Below are 15,382 nucleotides of genomic sequence, written 5' to 3' on the forward strand. Positions count from 1 at the left end.
GACGATCCGGAACACCGGACGTCGCCCACCTGGGAGGGACCACCGATGAAGCTGGCCGGGCGCGCGCACGCGGTTGCGCGCATATTTCTTGTGGCGGGATTAGGTGCGGCAACATTCGTTGCACCCGCCAGCGCGCAGAAGCAGGGCGGCACGCTCAACGTCGGCCAGGAGCTGGACATTGCGGGCTTCGACCCGCTCAAGGTCGGCGTCTACGACACCTCGGCCAACACCGCGGCAGCCGCGATCTTCGACACGCTGACCACCCTCGACGACAAGGGCGAGCCGAAACCGAAGCTCGCACTGTCGTGGACGCATTCCGACGACTTCAAGACCTGGACCATCAAGCTGCGGCCCGGCGTCAAATTCCACGACGGCACGCCGTTCAATGCGCAGGCAGTGAAGGAGAACTTCGACCGCCAGAAGGACCCGGCCAACAAGTGCCGCTGCGCCTTCTACATCACGAGCACCATCAGCGTGAACACGGTCGATGACCTCACGGTGGTCTACAATTTCAGCGATCCGTCGGTGAACTTTCCGGCGACCCAGTCGATCCAGAGCTCCAACAACGTGATGCAGTCGCCGACCGCATGGAAAACCAAGGGCGACGACTACAACCGCAATCCGGTCGGCACCGGCCCCTACATTCTGAAATCCTGGGCCGCCGGCGATCGCATGGTGCTGGAGAAGAACCCGGACTATTGGGACAAGGGCAAGCCCTATCTCGACCGCATCATCCTGAAGCCGCTACCGGATGCGCAGTCGCGCTTTGCCTCGCTGCAATCGGGTGAGGCCGACATCATCTGGGACGACGAGGCCGACGCCGACAACATTATCAAGGCGCGCAAGGACGCGAGTCTAACCGTGCATACCTATCAAGGCTCGGGGGCTTCAGTCGCTGCCTTCAACACCAAGGTTCCGCCGTTTGACGACGTGCGCGTGCGCCAAGCGCTGGTGATGGCGCTCGACCGCAACAAGATGTCGCAAGCGATTACCAATGGCCTGGCGCGACCGGCCAGCAATCCCTACGGCGACGGTTCTTGGGTTAAGTGCAAGGATGACGGCGCGTTGCCCTTCGATGTCGAAAAGGCCAAGGCGCTCATCAAGGACTACGGCAAACCGGTCGAGTTCAAGATGCTGGTCACGGCGACGCCGCGCGGCCGCACCGGCGGTCAGGTCCTGCAGCAATTCTGGAAGCGCGTAGGCGCCAACATGGAGATCGAGCAGGTCGATCAGGCGACCATTCCGCCGCGCGCCTTCATGCGCCAGTTCCAGCTCACGCCGTGGCGCATCGTCGATCTCGCCGATCCCGATCCGCAGATGTACGCCAATTTCCACACTGGCAGCCCGGTGGCGCTGGCGAACTACTCCAATCCGGAACTCGACCGGTTGCTGGAGCATGCGCGAACCACGGCCGACGTCGCCCAGCGTACCGAAGACTATTGCGCAATCAGCCGCCTGATCAACAAGGAGGCGATCTGGTTCTGGACCTTCCAGAACACCTACTATGCGATATCGAGCGCGAAGGTGAAGGGCGTGCCGAAAATGTTCAACGGGGTGCTCGACGTTTCCTACGCCTGGAAGGAATAGCGCTGCATGCTGTTCTTCGTCGCGCGCCGGCTCCTGTACCTGGTGCCGGTGCTGATCGCGGTCTCGCTACTGACCTTCGTGATTGCGTCGCTGTTGCCGGGCGATCTCGCTTACGTGATCCTCGGCGACCAGGCGACGCCTGAGAACGTCGCGGCGCTGCGCCATGATATGGGGCTCGATCAGCCGATCTGGCTGCGCTATCTCGGCTGGCTCTGGCACATCCTGCAGGGTGATTTCGGGCGCTCGTTCCGCACCGGGCAGACCGTGCTGCAGGCGGTCAGCGAGCGGCTGCCGGTTTCCATCGAGCTGATGATCCTTGCCGAGTTGATAGGGCTTGCGATCGGCGTGCCGCTCGCGATCGCCTGCGCGGCCAAGGCCGGCAGCGCGTTCGACCGCCTGATGACCGGCTCGGCTTTCGGCATGCTGTCGGTGCCGACCTTCCTGTCCGCGATCCTGCTGATCTATTTGTTCGCGGTCGAGTTGCGCTGGCTGCCGGCGACCGGCTACGTGCCGTTCAGCGAGGATCCGCTCGCCAATCTGCGCTTCGTGGTGCTGCCGGCGCTGACGCTCGCGCTTGCGGAGTGGCCGGGCATCATGCGCGTGCTGCGCTCCGACATGATCGCGGCACTGCAGGAGGATTATATCGCGCTCGCCAAGGCGAAAGGCCTGAAGCCGTCGCGCATCCTGTTCGTGCACGCGCTGAAGCCGTCGTCGCTGACGCTCGTCACCATCACCGGCATCAATATCGGCCGCCTGATCGGCGGCGCCGTGATCGTCGAGACGATCTTTGCCTTGCCCGGCATCGGCCGCCTCTTGGTCGGCGCGATCTATACCCGCGACCTCATCATCCTGCAGGGCGTGGTGTTGCTGGTCGCCGCCGGCTTCGTGATCATGAACTTCATTGTCGACCTGCTCTACGCCGTGCTCGACCCGAGGATCCGCCATGGCCACGCTTGAGCTCAGCCTCGATGAGACCACCGCGGCCCCGGCACGGCGCAAGCGCCGGCTCGGCACGCTGTTCTGGATCGCGATCGGCTGGATGGTGCTGGTGTTTGCGGTCGCGATCCTTGCCGATGTGTTGCCGCTGCCGAGCCCGACCGACATGGACATGCTGGAGCGGCGGGCGCCGTTTTCCGCCGAGCATTGGCTCGGCACCGACGGTCTCGGCCGTGACGAGCTGTCGCGGCTGATCTATGGCGCGCGGATATCGCTGATCGTCGGGCTCTGCGCACCGGTGATCGGGGTCACCATCGGTGGCGCGCTCGGCATGCTCGCGGGCTATTTCCGCGGCCGTTTCGAATCCATCGTGGTGGGCAGCATGGACGTGCTGCTGGCGTTCCCGCCGCTGATCCTCGCGCTTGCGGTGACCGCCTATCTCGGCCAGTCGATCTTCAACCTGACCTGCATCCTCGGCGTGCTCGGCATTCCGGCCTTCATGCGGGTGGCGCGGGCATCGACCCTGACGCTGGCGCGGCGCGAATTCGTCATCGCGGCAGAGGCGCTCGGCGCCTCGCATGCTCGCATCCTGCTGCGCGAATTGCTGCCGAATGTGCTGCTGCCGCTGCTCGCCTTCTTCCTGCTCGGCGTCGCCGTCACCATCGTGGTCGAGGGCGCGCTGTCCTTCCTAGGCCTCGGCGTGCCGCCGCCGATCTCGAGCTGGGGCAGCATGATCGGGGAGGGCCGTGAAAGCCTCGACGTGGCGCCGCGGCTCGCCTTCATTCCGGCGATTGCGATGTTCCTGACCGTGCTCTCCTTCAACCTGATCGGCGACACCATTCGCGCGCTGACCGACCCCAGGCAGGGTGCGCTATGAGCGGCACGCTGCTTTCGGTCGAGAACGCGGTGGTCGACCTGCCGACGCCGCGCGGCAATCTGCGGGCGGTCGATCACGTCGATCTCGCCGTCGGTGCGGGCAGGACGCTCGGCATTGTCGGCGAGTCCGGCTGCGGCAAGACCATGCTGTCGCGCGCTGTCCTGCAACTCCTGCCCAAGAAGGCGAAACTATCCGGCCGGGTCATGTTCGACGGGCAGGACCTGACAAGGCTGTCGCCGGAGAAACTGCGCAAGCTGCGCGGCCGCTCGCTCGCAGTGGTGTTCCAGGATCCCATGACCTCGCTCAATCCGGTGCTGACCATCGGCACCCAGCTGATCGAGACCATTGTGGAACATCTCGAGCTCGATCTTGCCGAGGCGAGGCAGCGCAGCATCGAACTGCTGGCCGCCGTCGGCATTCCGGCACCCGAGCAACGCCTGACGCAATATCCGCATCAGCTCTCCGGTGGCATGCGCCAGCGCGTCGCGATCGCAGTGGCGCTGTCCTGCGAGCCAAAACTCCTGATCGCGGACGAGCCGACCACCGCGCTCGACGTCACGATCCAGGCGCAGATCCTCGATCTCCTGGCGCGCGAGCAGCAGCGCCGCCATATGGCGATGATCATCATCACGCATGACCTCGGCGTGGTCGCCGGCCGCACCGACGAGGTGGCGGTGATGTATGCCGGGCGCGTCGTCGAGCGCGCGCCAACGCCGGCATTGTTCAAGCAGATGCGGATGCCCTATACCGAGGCGCTGCTCGCCGCGCTGCCGAAGCTCGACGTCCCGCCACATACGCCGCTGCCGGCGATTTCGGGGCGGCCGCCCGATCCGACCCGGCCGCTGAAAGGTTGCTCGTTCTCGCCGCGCTGCCGCTATTCCGCCGGGCGCTGCGGCACTGAGAAGCCGCCGCTCTGCGCGGCGGAGACATCAGACCATCTCTATGCCTGCTTCCATCCGATCGCGGCGGGGGTCGGCGCATGATGCAGCAAGCCGCATCCGATCCGCTGATGAAGGTGGAGAACCTCGTCGTCGAGTATTCGGTGGGGGGCAAGACCATCCATGCCGTGTCCGACGTCAGCCTCGAAATCGCCCGTGGCGAGACGCTGGGGCTGGTCGGTGAATCCGGCTGCGGCAAGTCCACGCTCGGCCGCGCCGTGCTGCAATTGCGCCAGGCCGTTTCGGGCAAGGTGCTGTTCGACGGCCACGATCTCACCGCCCTGCGCGGCGAGGCGCTGCGCATGATGCGCCGGCGCGTGCAGCTGATCTTCCAGGACCCGATCGCTTCGCTCAATCCGCGGCGGCGGATCGGCGATATCGTCGCCGAGCCGCTGGTGATCGCGGGCGTCAAGGATCCCGAGGAACGAGGGCGCCGCGTCAACGAGGTGCTGTCGGCGGTCGGCCTTGATCCCGCGCTGGTGAGCGGACGGCTGCCGCATGAATTCTCCGGCGGACAGTGCCAGCGCATCTGCATTGCCCGCTCGCTGGTGCTCAATCCCGAATTCGTGATCTGCGACGAGCCGGTGTCCGCGCTCGACGTCTCGATCCGCGCGCAGATCCTCAATCTCCTGGAGGAGATGAAGGCGCGCTACGGCCTGACCCTGTTGTTCATCGCCCACGATCTCGCCGTGGTGAAGGCGGTCAGCGATCGCGTCGCGGTGATGTATCTCGGCCGGCTCTGCGAGGTCGGCCCGTCGGAACAGCTGTTTGCACAGCCGGCGCATCCCTATACCGCGCTGCTCATCGAAGCGATCCCGGTGCCCGATCCGGATGTCCGTCCGACCCGGAGCGTGCCGGTCGGCGAGCCGCCGTCGCCGATCGCGCCGCCGTCCGGCTGCCGATTCCGCACCCGCTGCCCGCGGGCCGATGCGCGCTGCGCCAGCGAGATGCCGGAACTGCGCGTGGTTGCACCAGGCCAGTTCGCGGCTTGCCATCATCCCTTGATCTAAATATGGGGAGACCAACACCGCGTTTGTCCCCGACGGGCAGGCGTGGCAAGGTCCGCCGCAAGAACAAGCTTCGGGAGAGCAGCGATGAAGAGTTTCCAGGTCGTCGATTTCAACGCCCCCTTGAAAGAGGTCGATCAGCCGACGCCGCAGCCGTCCGGCACCCAGGTGCTGATCAAGGTCAAGGCCGCCGGTGTCTGCCACAGCGATTTGCATATCTGGGAAGGCGGTTATGATCTCGGCCATGGCCGCAAGCCGCTGTCGCTGAAGGATCGCGGCGTCTCGTTGCCGCGCACGATGGGCCACGAGACGGTCGGCGAAATCGTCGCCTTCGGGCCCGATGTCAAGGATGCCGACAAGGGCGGTCTCAAGCTCGGCGATGTCGCGCTGGCCTATCCATGGCTCGGCTGCGGCAAATGCCCGACCTGCCTCGGTGGCGACGAGAACATGTGCGCGATCAAGCCGAATGCGCTCGGCGTCTACTGCGACGGCGGCTACGCCGATCACATGACGGTGCCGCATCCGAAATATCTGCTCAACCTCAACGGACTCGATCCGGTCACGGCGGCGCCTTACGCCTGCTCCGGCGTCACGACCTACAGCGCGCTGAAGAAGGTCGAGAAGGACCTCGACACGCCGATCGTGATCTTCGGCGCCGGCGGTCTTGGCCTGATGGCGCTCTCGCTGTTGAAAGCGATGGGCGGCAAGGGCGCGATCGTGGTCGATATCGACGCCAGGAAGCGCGAGGCGGCCGAGGCCGCCGGCGCGCTCGCCACCGTCGACGGCAAGGCGCCCGACGCGCTGGAGCAGCTCGTCAAGAAGGCCGGCCAGCCGATCCGCGCCGCGATCGATCTGGTCGGCAACGCCCAGACCTCGCAGCTCGGCTTCGACTGCCTGACCAAGGGCGGCAAGCTCGTGATCGTCGGCCTGTTCGGCGGCGGCGCGACCTGGGCGCTGCCGCTGATCCCGATCAAGGCGGTCACCATCCAGGGCAGCTATGTCGGCAATCTGCGCGAGACGCAGGAGCTGCTCGATCTGGTGCGGACCAAGAAGATTCCGGCGATCCCGGTCACGCCAATGCCGCTGGCGAAGGCGAACGAGGCGCTGACCAATCTGCAGAAGGGCCAGCTCGTCGGCCGCGCGGTGCTGACGCCGTAGTCCAAGTCACCGTCATTCCGGGATGGTGCGCCAGCACCAGATCCGGAATCTCGAGATTCCGGGTTCGATGCTGAGGCATCGCCCCGGAATGACGACCATCTTCCGGAGATTCTCATGTCCGCCAACGACGCACTTCACATCGCAGTCCTCGGTGGCGACGGCATCGGCCCCGAAGTGATGGCGCCGGCGCTCGAGGTGCTGCGCAGCATCGAGGCGTCGGCCGGCCTCAAATTCCGCTTCACCGAGGCGCCGGCCGGCGCCGGTTATTACAGGGAAACCGGCAAGTCGATGCCGGAGAGCACGATCCGGCTGTGCGAGGAGGCCGATGCGATCCTGCTCGGGGCCTGCGGCCTGCCGTCGGTGCGCTACCCCGACAACACCGAGATCGCGCCGCAGATCGAACTGCGCATGATCTTCGATCTCTATGCCGGCGTGCGGCCCGCGCGATTGATCCCGGGCGTGCCGAGCACGATCGTCGGCGCCGATCAGAAGGGCATCGACCTCGTCGTGATCAGGGAATCCACCGAGGGCCTGTTCGCCTCCATGGGCAAGGGCGTCGTCACCGACAGCGAGGCGCGCGAGACGATGGTGATCACGCGCCGCACCTCCGAGCGGCTGTTCGAGTTCTCGTTCCGGCTGGCCGAACGCCGCAAGGCGCGCGGCCGCGTCGGCGGCGGGCTGACCTGCGTCGACAAGGCAAACGTGTTCAAGGCGTTCGCATTCTTCCGCAACATCTTCGACGAGACGGCGAAGCGTCATCCCGACGTCAGGGCCGATCACCTCTACATCGACGCGACTACCGCCGCGCTGGTGAAGCGTCCCTGGGACTTCGACGTCATGGTGACCGAGAACATGTTCGGCGACATCCTGTCCGACCTCACCGCCGGCCTGATCGGCGGCATGGGCATGGCGCCGTCGGCCGATATCGGCGATCGCTACGCGGTGTTTCAGCCGTGCCATGGCACGGCGCCCGACATCATGGGGCAGGGCAAGGCCAATCCGACCGCGATGATCCTCTCGGTCGCGATGATGCTGGACTGGCTCGCCGACAAGCACGGTCTCGAAGGCGCTGCCGAAGCCGGGGAGCGGATCGAGCGCGCGGTCGACAGGGTCTATGCCGACGGCATCAAGCCGTTCGAGTTCGGCGGCAGCAACGGCACCTCTGATGTCGCGAAGGCAGTGCTGGCGGCGCTTTAGCACGGGAGGGTGAGGGGGCCGGAGCCCCCTCGTTGATGATCAGCGCCGGTGTCCACCATGATGCCCGCCGCCATGGTGTCCGCCGCCGTGATGGCCGCCATGATGCCGCGGCCCGTGATGATGGTGGCGATGGTGGTAGTGCGGACGATGATGCCATCCGTGATGGCGCGGTCCGTAGTAGCCGTAACCGCCCGGTTGCCAGGTGCAGCGGCCCCAGCGATCGCAGACCTGGCGGACCTTGTCGACATTGGACGTTTCGCCTGCGATGTGGCCGGCCTGCGGCAGCCCGTTCGGCATCGCTGACGCCGTGCCGGACATCAGCGCTGCGCTTCCGAGCGCGGCCAGTCCAACAACAGCAAGCTTGATATTCATCGAGATCTCCTTGGTTGAAGCCTGAAAACGTCCATGCGGCCACTTCGTTGCTGCGACAAAAAAGATGCGCCTGTGCACTTGGTTCTAAGGGACGCCGGTTCAACGCAGGAAATACGGGAGTTGTGAGGTCGCGCTGTGTGCGGGCGGCAATTGGCCGCGCGACAGAATGGCGGCGCGTCGCGCGTGCATGCGCCGCATGAGATGTGCAGTCAAAGCGTGAGCTGGAAAGGCCTGCGCTGATACGCAACGGTGTGCGCGAAGACCGTGCTCAAGTCGAGTTGTGATATCTTGACGCCGTGCTTGCCGTCGCTTCATGACCGCGCATTCGGACGCGAGACTGAGAATCTCGCCTCGATCACAAGTCCTTGAGTGACTGCCTCGGCAAAAGAAAAAGCGCCGCCATCGCCGATGGCAGCGCTTTGTTATGTCCCGGCCCGACCGGCGTATGGCGGTCGCGGTGACCGGCAACCGGCCGATGCGGCGTGGTGGATCGCGTTCGCGGCGTCGCGACCAGACCCGCGGCTCAGTCTTCGTTGGCGGCGATCGATTCCATCAGCGACACCAGCTGGCGCTGCACGGTCTGATCCTTGATCTTGCTGTAGGCGCGCAGCAACCGGAGGCTGAACGCGCTGTCGAGGAACAGCAGGCTCTCGACTTCGCGGGCCTTGTTGTCGCCGTCGTAGAAGAAGGTGACCGGCACGTCCAGCGCGGTCGCGATCTGCTGAAGGCGGGCGGCGCCGACGCGGTTCACGCCCTTCTCGTACTTCTGGACCTGCTGGAAGCTGACGCCGAGCTTGTCGCCGAGCTCGGCCTGCGAGATCTTCTGCTCGACACGGCGCAGGCGAATCCGCTTGCCCAACTCAATGTCCGGCTTGCCGGCACTGCGCTGCTTCATCTTCTTTGCTGCTGATCTGTTCATTCTTGTGACCCGTCCTTCAATCGGGAATCCCTGGCCCGGCCGGGTCAGGGACACGTTCATGATGTACCGCGTTAAGCTCGAGTGGATCGTCAGTTCGTCGTGAACCACGAAAATCCAAGAAGATCGCGGGATGGTATCCAAACGCACATCCTTGTTGGAAGCATACGTATTGGAAGCACCTTTTACCGACACAGCCAACTACCTGAAGTCGACCGCGCCTAGGTGTCTCTCGACACCCCGCCCTCTACATTTGGCAAAATATTGACCAAACCACAACTAGCGCGAGTTTGATCGCCACAGATTTTGCACGCATGCTTACCGGGCGGCCGTGCACTGCGCCCGTAGTTCTACGGGCAACTATATTGTACGGGCGTCTTTGCGTGGATGCAACCCCAGCTAGTGCATCCTGAGGTCGCGCAGACGGGTCGGCGGTTGCTTGACGGAACGGCCTGCTAGGCGAAAAGTTTGACCTAAGTCCAAGTCGGGCTTTCGGAATGTTGCTGGACAATTGCCTGAAAGTTCTCGATCATCGGGAACCAATGTGCGCCTACGACAAGCCGGCGAACTCTGGCGGGAGAGGCCAATGAAGCGGAAGAGGGGAACGCCTCGACTCTACCTCGCGGCTTCGGGAGTGGAAGATATGCCGGTCGCAAATACGGAAGAACGGTTGCTGGCGCTGCTCGCAACCCTGGAAGAGTGTCAGGCCTTCCTGACCGACCGGACCAATACGGAGACGGCGCGGCTATTGTCCCTTGCCATCCTCGAGCTCCGGATGGAGCTCCACAAGGTGACCGATTCCGAGCTGAAGGCCCTGTGTGACATGATCGCGTCGGACGAGCCGATGCCGGAACCGGCGACCCGGCAATTGCCGCCGTATCTGAGGCTGGTCAAGTAAGCCAGCGCCGCGCGCGGGACGCTGCCGGTCCTGTGCCGTGGCACTTCAGCCGGCGGTGACGTCGACTGCCTCTGCGCCTTCAAGCACGCGACGGGCCTTGTCACGGTCGAGGTCACCCTCCCATGCCGCGACCACGACGGTGGCGACGCAGTTGCCGATCAAATTGCCGACCGCGCGCGCCATGCCGATGAACCAGTCGACCGAGAGCACCAGCACGAGGCCGATCGCCGGGATGCTCGGCACCGCATTGAGCGTCGCCGCCAGGATGACGATCGCCGAGCCCGGCACGCCATGCGCGCCCTTCGAGGTGATCAGCGACACGCCGAGCACCAGCAGCAGGTCGCCGAACGACAGCGGCGTGTTGGTCGCTTGCGCGATGAACACGACCGCAAGCGTCAGATAAATCGAGAACGCATCGAGGTTGAAGGAATAGCCGGTCGGGATCACGAGGCCGACCACAGAGTCCTTGACGCCGAGGCGCTCCAGCTTGCGCATGATCTGCGGCAGCACGGCGTCGGAGGATGCGGTGGCGACCACGATCGTCAGCTCCTCGCGCAGGTAGCCGAGGAATTTGAGGATGTTGATGCCGGCGAGCGCCATGACGCCGCCGAGCACGCCGAGCACGAAGATCGCGACCGAGACGTAGAACAGCGCCACCAGCGACAGCAGCTGCTTCAGCGAGCCGACGCCGTATTTGCCGACCGTGTAGGCGACGGCGCCGAGCACGCCGATCGGCGCGATGCGCACGATCAGGCCCATGGCGCGGAACAGCACGGTCGAGACCGCGTCGATGAGAGAGGAGATCTTCTCGCCCTTTTCGCCGCCGACCAGCGCCAGGCTGACGCCGAAGATGATGGCGAAGAACAGGACCTGCAACACGTCATTGCGCGACAGCGCGTCGAACGAGGTGGTCGGGATGATGTTGAGCAGGAAGCTGCCGACGCCTTCGCCCTTCAGCTTCTGCGCGTTGCTGGCATAGTTGCCGAGCGCCTTGGGATCCAGCGTCGAGGTGTCGATGTTCATGCCGTGACCGGGCCCGAACAGGTAGGCCAGGATCAATCCGACCACCAAAGCGACCGTCGTCATCACCTCGAAATAGACCAGCGCCTTGACGCCGACGCGTCCGACCTTCTTGAGGTCGCCGGCGCCCGCGATGCCGTGCACCACCACGCAGAACACGATCGGCGCCACGATCATCGAGATCAGCTTCAGGAAGGCATCGCTGAAGATCTTCAACCCGATCGCGAAATCGGGCGCGACCATGCCGATGATGATGCCGAGCAACAGCGCGACGAGCACCTGCACGAACAGTGACGTGTAAAGCGGCTTTCGTGCCACACTGGCTTCCGCTGCGATGGTCGACATGAACTTCCCCCTGTTTCTGGCCGGCCGAACCCGCCTATCTTAGCAACTTGCGTGCCAAGATGTCGCAGGTTCGGCCGCCATTATCGGGTCAATCGCCCGGTTCGAGGGAGCTGGTCACGGTGTAGACGACGCCCTGGGGCAGGAAATCCACCGTGGCTTCGCCGCCGAGCTGGTCGCGGGCGCTGCGCTCGATCAGGCGGGAGCCAAAGCCGCGCTGCACCGGCGCGGTGACCGGCGGACCGCCGGCCTCGGTCCAGATCATCCGGAGCTTCGGTCCGGCGCCTTCGTCCAGGATCTCCCAGTCCAGCGTCACCGTGCCGGTGTCGTTGGACAGCGCGCCATATTTGGCGGCGTTGGTCGCCATTTCGTGCAGCAGCATCGACAGCACCAGGGCAAGCCGCGGCGACAGCGGCACGCGCGGTCCGAACATTTTGACCCGCTCGGAGGCGTTGATCAGATAGGGCCGCAACACCCGGCTGACCACGTCCTGCAGGTCGGAGCCCTGCCATTTGTCGGTGGAGAGCAGGTTGTGCGCCTCGGCAAGCGCGCCGAGCCGCCCCTCGAACTTGTCGCGCTCGGCGCGGCTCGCGGTGCGGAAGGTCTGCGTGGCGATCGATTGCAGGATCGCCAGCGTGTTCTTGACGCGGTGGTTGAGCTCCTCGATCAGCAGGTCGTGCAGCATCTCGGCGCGCGCGATCGTGGTCGCCATCCGTACCGCGAAGCCGAGGCCGACCAGCAACAGCAGGCCGCCGATCACGCTGGTGATCGCAAGCGAGCGCCACAGCGGCGCCACCAGCGAGTTCTCGGCGATTCCCGCGGCGACGGTCCAGCCGGTGACGCGCGACCGCGTGAAGCCGGTGATCAGCGCCACGCCTTCGAGCGAGACGGTCGGCAGCGTCGCCTCGCTGCGGCGGAACATCTCGGCGAACAGCGACGGCGCGGCGCGCTGCCCGATCGTCGCCTGCGGATTTGGCACGCGGGCCAGGTTGACGCCGTCGCTGTCGAAGATCGAGATGGTCCAGTCCTGGTTGAGGCGCTGCTTCTCGATGATGGTCTGGAACACCTCGATCGGCGGGCTGAACGAGATGTCGTAGAGCACCTCGCCGTCGCGCATCACCGGCACCTCGACGGTGATGATCAGGCGTTGCTTCACCGCGCCGAAGAACAGATTGGAATATTGCGGCTGCCTTGTCGCAAACACCTTCCCAAGGATCTCGAGATTGTTGCGCGGCAGCAGGCTCGCCGTATCCGCCGTCAGCGAGGAGAACACCTGGCGTCCGCTGCGGTCGGCCACCAGCACCACGCCGTCCTTGCCGTACTGGTCGATGAAGCCGACCGCAACGCGGCGGAAATTGTCGAAGTCGCTGTTGCGCAGCGAATTGGTCAGCGCCAGCACCTGCAGCCCGCCGGTCATGCGCTGCATTTCCGCATCGAGCAGCAGGCGGATGTTGCGCGCGGTCTCGAGCACACGCTGCGTGGCGGCCTGGCGGTCCTGCTGGTAATTGTGGAAGACTATGCCGACCGCGAAAACGATCAGCGGCAACATCGTTCCCGCGACCAGAAGCGCGAGACGGACTGGCAATGTCAGTTTCGGCACGAAGTCCCCGGGTCGGTGCTGCTCTGAGCTTAGGGGAAGCGGGAAAAGTCCGCCAAAGGAAATAGCTGGTGATTGGAAAGGTTCCGCGGCGCTTAGAGCATGATCCGGAAAAGTGTGAAGCGGTTTTCCGAAAGGATCATGCTTAAACGAGGGGTGTGCGCCGCGGAAAGGCGTCTGTCAGAGATTGCTCTCGGTGATCGCGGCGTAGACCATGGTGCGCAGCTCGCGCCGGAGCGGATAGGCGCTCGATGGCAGCACCTGGGTCATGAAAATCGTGATCAGCTCCTCGGCCGGGTCGATGAAGAACGACGTCGTCGCGGCGCCGCCCCAGTTGAATTCGCCCGGACTGCCCGCGATCAGGGTCTGCGCCGGATGCATCGTGACGGCGAAGCCAAGGCCGAAGCCGATGCCGTTATAGGCGGCTTCGGAGAACAGCGAGCGCGACATCGCCGGCAGGTCGACGCCGCCGGGCAGATGGTTGGAGGCCATCAGCTTCAGCGTCTTCGGGCCGAGCAGCCTGACGCCGCCGAGCTCGCCGCCGTTGAGCAGGGCGCGGCAGAAGGTGAGATAGTCTGAGGCGGTCGAGCACAGACCGCCGCCGCCCGAGATCAGCGAGGGCGGTGACAGGAACGAGCTGGTCGTCGGGTCGTCCTGCAGCGTCAGCGTGCCCTTGCGCTCGGTAGCGTGGAAGGTCATGCCGCCCTGCGGGTCGGCCGAGTAGCAGGCGGCGAAGCGATGCACCTTGTCGGCCGGCACGAAGAAGTCGGTGTCGTTCATGCCGAGCGGCTTGAAGATGCGCTCCTTCAGGAACTTCTCGAACGGCATCCCTGAGATATTGCCGATGAGGTAGCCGAGCACGTCGGTGGCGACCGAGTAGTTCCAGGCTTCACCCGGCGAGAACTCCAGCGGGATTTTCGCCAGATCCTCGATCATGCTGTCGAGCGTGCCGGCCTTGATGACTTCGCCGATCTTGTTCTCGCGATAGGCCGCGTCCACGTTGGAGCGCTGCTGGAAGCCGTAGGTGAGGCCCGAGGTGTGGCGCAACAGGTCGACGATCAGCATCGGCCGGCTCGGCGGGCGGGTGAGGAAGGCGGGCGCGGTGCCGGCGACGAACACGCTGAGGTTCTTCCACTCCGGAATGTATTTGGCGACCGGCTCGTCGAGCGCGACCTTGCCTTCCTCGACCAACATCATGAAGGCGACCGACGTGATCGGCTTGGTCATCGAATAGATGCGGAAGATGGTGTCGTCCTTGACCGGCACCTTGCGCTCGAGATCGGCAAAGCCCTGCACCGCGGAATGCACGATCTTGCCGCGCCGGTAGATCAGGAGCTGGGTGCCGGGAAAGCGGCCGCCGTCGATATAGCGGGTCTTCAGATGCGCTTCGAGGCGGTTGAGGGCAGTGGTCGACATTCCCGCGGATTCGGGCGAGGCAGGCGTGGGGGCTAACATCGGGCGTTTCTCCGGCTGGCAAGGCCGTCTTGATAGCCGAAAAGTGTCCGCTGCACCAAGTGGCTGGCGCTTACCGGCAACGGGCCGGTGGTGTACGGTCGCCGTTGCAATCGCGCCCTTCAGGGGCTCCAGGGAAACGCCGAGATGACCCAGTTCAACGAAACCGAGCTCACCACCGCCGTGATCCGCAGCTTCGACCAGACACCCGATCCGCGGGCCAAGTTCCTGCTGCAGGAATTGGTGAAGTCGCTGCACGATTATGTGCGCAGGACCGATCTCACCTTCGAGGAGTGGGACCACGCGATCGGCTTCCTGACCCGTACCGGACAGAAGTGCACCGATATCCGCCAGGAGTTCATCCTGCTCTCCGACGTGCTCGGCGTGTCGATGCTGGTCGATGCGGTCAACCACCGCGATCGCGACGGCGCGACCGAGACCACTGTGCTCGGCCCGTTCTATGTCGGCGAGCACAAGGTCACGCCGCACGGCACCGACATCTCGGCAAGCCTGCCCGGCGAGCGCATGTTCGTGCAGAGCCGCGTCACCGACCTCACGGGCAAGCCGTTGGCCAATGTGCCGGTCGATGTCTGGCACGCGGACGACGACGGATTCTACGACTCGCAGAAGCCGAGCTATGCCACCGAAGGCCCGTCGTCGCGGGCGCGCTTCGTCACCGATGCCGACGGCCGCTTCTTCTTCCGCACCATCGTGCCGTGCACCTATCCGATTCCAACCGACGGTCCGGTCGGGCAGATGATCACGCAGACCAACCGTCACCCGATGCGGCCAGCGCATGTGCACTTCCTGGTCAATGCCAAGGGCCATGAGCCGCTGATCACGCACGTTTTCATGGAAGGCGACAAATATATCGACTCCGATGTCGTGTTCGGCGTGAAGGACGAGCTGATCGCCAAGGTTGAACGGCGCACCGATCCGGCGATGCCCGATGGCCAGCGCTCGGATGGTCCGTGGCACCTGATGAACTACGAATTCCATGTGAAACCCGGTGGCGGAATGGCGCCCGCGCCGCTCGGCACCAAGGTCGCCGAGGACGCCTGATCGCTATCGTTGAAGCCAGCTGC

14 protein-coding genes are annotated in these 15,382 nt (G+C 64.8%); 9 read left to right on the plus strand and 5 right to left on the minus strand.

Features of this window, described 5'->3' with window-relative positions; genetic code table 11:
• The first annotated feature begins 45 nt into the window (after positions 1 to 45).
• The 7 genes from G6P99_RS14995 to G6P99_RS15025 all read left to right on the plus strand — a co-directional run bounded on the left by G6P99_RS14995 (position 46) and on the right by G6P99_RS15025 (position 7,700).
• Positions 46 to 1,587: an ABC transporter substrate-binding protein gene (locus tag G6P99_RS14995; RefSeq protein WP_029078163.1), complete on the plus strand. Its 1,542-nt coding sequence runs from the start codon at positions 46 to 48 to the stop codon at positions 1,585 to 1,587.
• Between the two features lie 6 nt (positions 1,588 to 1,593).
• Positions 1,594 to 2,544 (plus strand): ABC transporter permease, encoded by a 951-nt coding sequence (locus tag G6P99_RS15000; protein WP_165128651.1) that lies wholly within the window; start codon positions 1,594 to 1,596, stop codon positions 2,542 to 2,544.
• Positions 2,531 to 3,400 (plus strand): ABC transporter permease, encoded by an 870-nt coding sequence (locus G6P99_RS15005; protein WP_029078161.1) that lies wholly within the window; start codon positions 2,531 to 2,533, stop codon positions 3,398 to 3,400. The genes G6P99_RS15000 and G6P99_RS15005 overlap by 14 nt, the downstream gene beginning before the upstream one ends.
• Complete coding sequence (locus G6P99_RS15010; RefSeq protein ID WP_029078160.1) at positions 3,397 to 4,383, plus strand: ABC transporter ATP-binding protein; 987 nt, start codon at positions 3,397 to 3,399, stop codon at positions 4,381 to 4,383. The genes G6P99_RS15005 and G6P99_RS15010 overlap by 4 nt, the downstream gene beginning before the upstream one ends.
• Positions 4,380 to 5,348 carry an ABC transporter ATP-binding protein gene (locus G6P99_RS15015; protein WP_029078159.1) on the plus strand — a complete coding sequence of 323 codons (969 nt, stop codon included), beginning with the start codon at positions 4,380 to 4,382 and terminating at the stop codon, positions 5,346 to 5,348. Before G6P99_RS15010 ends, G6P99_RS15015 begins: the two co-directional genes overlap by 4 nt.
• Before the next feature lie 84 nt (positions 5,349 to 5,432).
• On the plus strand, positions 5,433 to 6,503 hold the full coding sequence (locus G6P99_RS15020) for an alcohol dehydrogenase (protein ID WP_029078158.1): 1,071 nt from the start codon (positions 5,433 to 5,435) through the stop codon (positions 6,501 to 6,503).
• A gap of 114 nt (positions 6,504 to 6,617) precedes the next feature.
• A complete protein-coding gene (locus G6P99_RS15025) occupies positions 6,618 to 7,700 on the plus strand; it encodes an isocitrate/isopropylmalate dehydrogenase family protein (protein WP_029078157.1) in 1,083 nt (360 codons plus the stop codon).
• 39 nt (positions 7,701 to 7,739) lie between these two features.
• Here G6P99_RS15025 and G6P99_RS15030 read toward each other — a convergent pair whose 3' ends face one another.
• Positions 7,740 to 8,072, minus strand: a complete 333-nt coding sequence (locus tag G6P99_RS15030) for a hypothetical protein (protein WP_051345964.1) — start codon at positions 8,070 to 8,072, stop codon at positions 7,740 to 7,742.
• A gap of 523 nt (positions 8,073 to 8,595) precedes the next feature.
• Entirely contained in the window at positions 8,596 to 8,991 is a 396-nt protein-coding gene (locus G6P99_RS15035) for a helix-turn-helix domain-containing protein (protein WP_016844123.1), read from the minus strand.
• A gap of 640 nt (positions 8,992 to 9,631) precedes the next feature.
• Here G6P99_RS15035 and G6P99_RS15040 point away from each other — a divergent pair.
• Entirely contained in the window at positions 9,632 to 9,886 is a 255-nt protein-coding gene (locus tag G6P99_RS15040; RefSeq protein WP_084518272.1) for a hypothetical protein, read from the plus strand.
• Positions 9,887 to 9,931: 45 nt separating this feature from the next.
• Here G6P99_RS15040 and G6P99_RS15045 read toward each other — a convergent pair whose 3' ends face one another.
• The 3 genes from G6P99_RS15045 to G6P99_RS15055 all read right to left on the minus strand — a co-directional run bounded on the left by G6P99_RS15045 (position 9,932) and on the right by G6P99_RS15055 (position 14,300).
• A complete protein-coding gene (locus G6P99_RS15045; RefSeq protein ID WP_029078155.1) occupies positions 9,932 to 11,251 on the minus strand; it encodes a dicarboxylate/amino acid:cation symporter in 1,320 nt (439 codons plus the stop codon).
• 88 nt (positions 11,252 to 11,339) lie between these two features.
• Positions 11,340 to 12,848 carry a sensor histidine kinase gene (locus tag G6P99_RS15050; RefSeq protein ID WP_029078154.1) on the minus strand — a complete coding sequence of 503 codons (1,509 nt, stop codon included), beginning with the start codon at positions 12,846 to 12,848 and terminating at the stop codon, positions 11,340 to 11,342.
• 177 nt (positions 12,849 to 13,025) lie between these two features.
• The gene (locus tag G6P99_RS15055; protein WP_029078153.1) at positions 13,026 to 14,300 is read right to left on the minus strand and encodes a serine hydrolase domain-containing protein; all 1,275 of its coding nucleotides are present in this window, start codon (positions 14,298 to 14,300) and stop codon (positions 13,026 to 13,028) included.
• A gap of 144 nt (positions 14,301 to 14,444) precedes the next feature.
• Between G6P99_RS15055 and G6P99_RS15060 the strand changes: the two genes are divergently transcribed.
• On the plus strand, positions 14,445 to 15,359 hold the full coding sequence (locus tag G6P99_RS15060) for a dioxygenase (protein ID WP_165128653.1): 915 nt from the start codon (positions 14,445 to 14,447) through the stop codon (positions 15,357 to 15,359).
• Positions 15,360 to 15,382: the final 23 nt, after the last annotated feature.

This window comes from Bradyrhizobium sp. 6(2017) (assembly GCF_011058295.2).
Taxonomy (GTDB): Bacteria; Pseudomonadota; Alphaproteobacteria; order Rhizobiales; family Xanthobacteraceae; genus Bradyrhizobium; species Bradyrhizobium septentrionale.

What these genes read in the sequence shown, in the direction of transcription:
- G6P99_RS14995 (WP_029078163.1), top strand. Translation starts at nt 46, where the DNA reads ATGAAGCTGGCCGGGCGCGCGCACGCGGTTGCGCGCATATTTCTTGTG.
- G6P99_RS15000 (WP_165128651.1), top strand. Translation starts at nt 1,594, where the DNA reads ATGCTGTTCTTCGTCGCGCGCCGGCTCCTGTACCTGGTGCCGGTGCTG.
- G6P99_RS15005 (WP_029078161.1), top strand. Translation starts at nt 2,531, where the DNA reads ATGGCCACGCTTGAGCTCAGCCTCGATGAGACCACCGCGGCCCCGGCA.
- G6P99_RS15010 (WP_029078160.1), top strand. Translation starts at nt 3,397, where the DNA reads ATGAGCGGCACGCTGCTTTCGGTCGAGAACGCGGTGGTCGACCTGCCG.
- G6P99_RS15015 (WP_029078159.1), top strand. Translation starts at nt 4,380, where the DNA reads ATGATGCAGCAAGCCGCATCCGATCCGCTGATGAAGGTGGAGAACCTC.
- G6P99_RS15020 (WP_029078158.1), top strand. Translation starts at nt 5,433, where the DNA reads ATGAAGAGTTTCCAGGTCGTCGATTTCAACGCCCCCTTGAAAGAGGTC.
- G6P99_RS15025 (WP_029078157.1), top strand. Translation starts at nt 6,618, where the DNA reads ATGTCCGCCAACGACGCACTTCACATCGCAGTCCTCGGTGGCGACGGC.
- G6P99_RS15030 (WP_051345964.1), bottom strand. Translation starts at nt 8,072, where the DNA reads ATGAATATCAAGCTTGCTGTTGTTGGACTGGCCGCGCTCGGAAGCGCA.
- G6P99_RS15035 (WP_016844123.1), bottom strand. Translation starts at nt 8,991, where the DNA reads ATGAACAGATCAGCAGCAAAGAAGATGAAGCAGCGCAGTGCCGGCAAG.
- G6P99_RS15040 (WP_084518272.1), top strand. Translation starts at nt 9,632, where the DNA reads ATGCCGGTCGCAAATACGGAAGAACGGTTGCTGGCGCTGCTCGCAACC.
- G6P99_RS15045 (WP_029078155.1), bottom strand. Translation starts at nt 11,251, where the DNA reads ATGTCGACCATCGCAGCGGAAGCCAGTGTGGCACGAAAGCCGCTTTAC.
- G6P99_RS15055 (WP_029078153.1), bottom strand. Translation starts at nt 14,300, where the DNA reads ATGTTAGCCCCCACGCCTGCCTCGCCCGAATCCGCGGGAATGTCGACC.
- G6P99_RS15060 (WP_165128653.1), top strand. Translation starts at nt 14,445, where the DNA reads ATGACCCAGTTCAACGAAACCGAGCTCACCACCGCCGTGATCCGCAGC.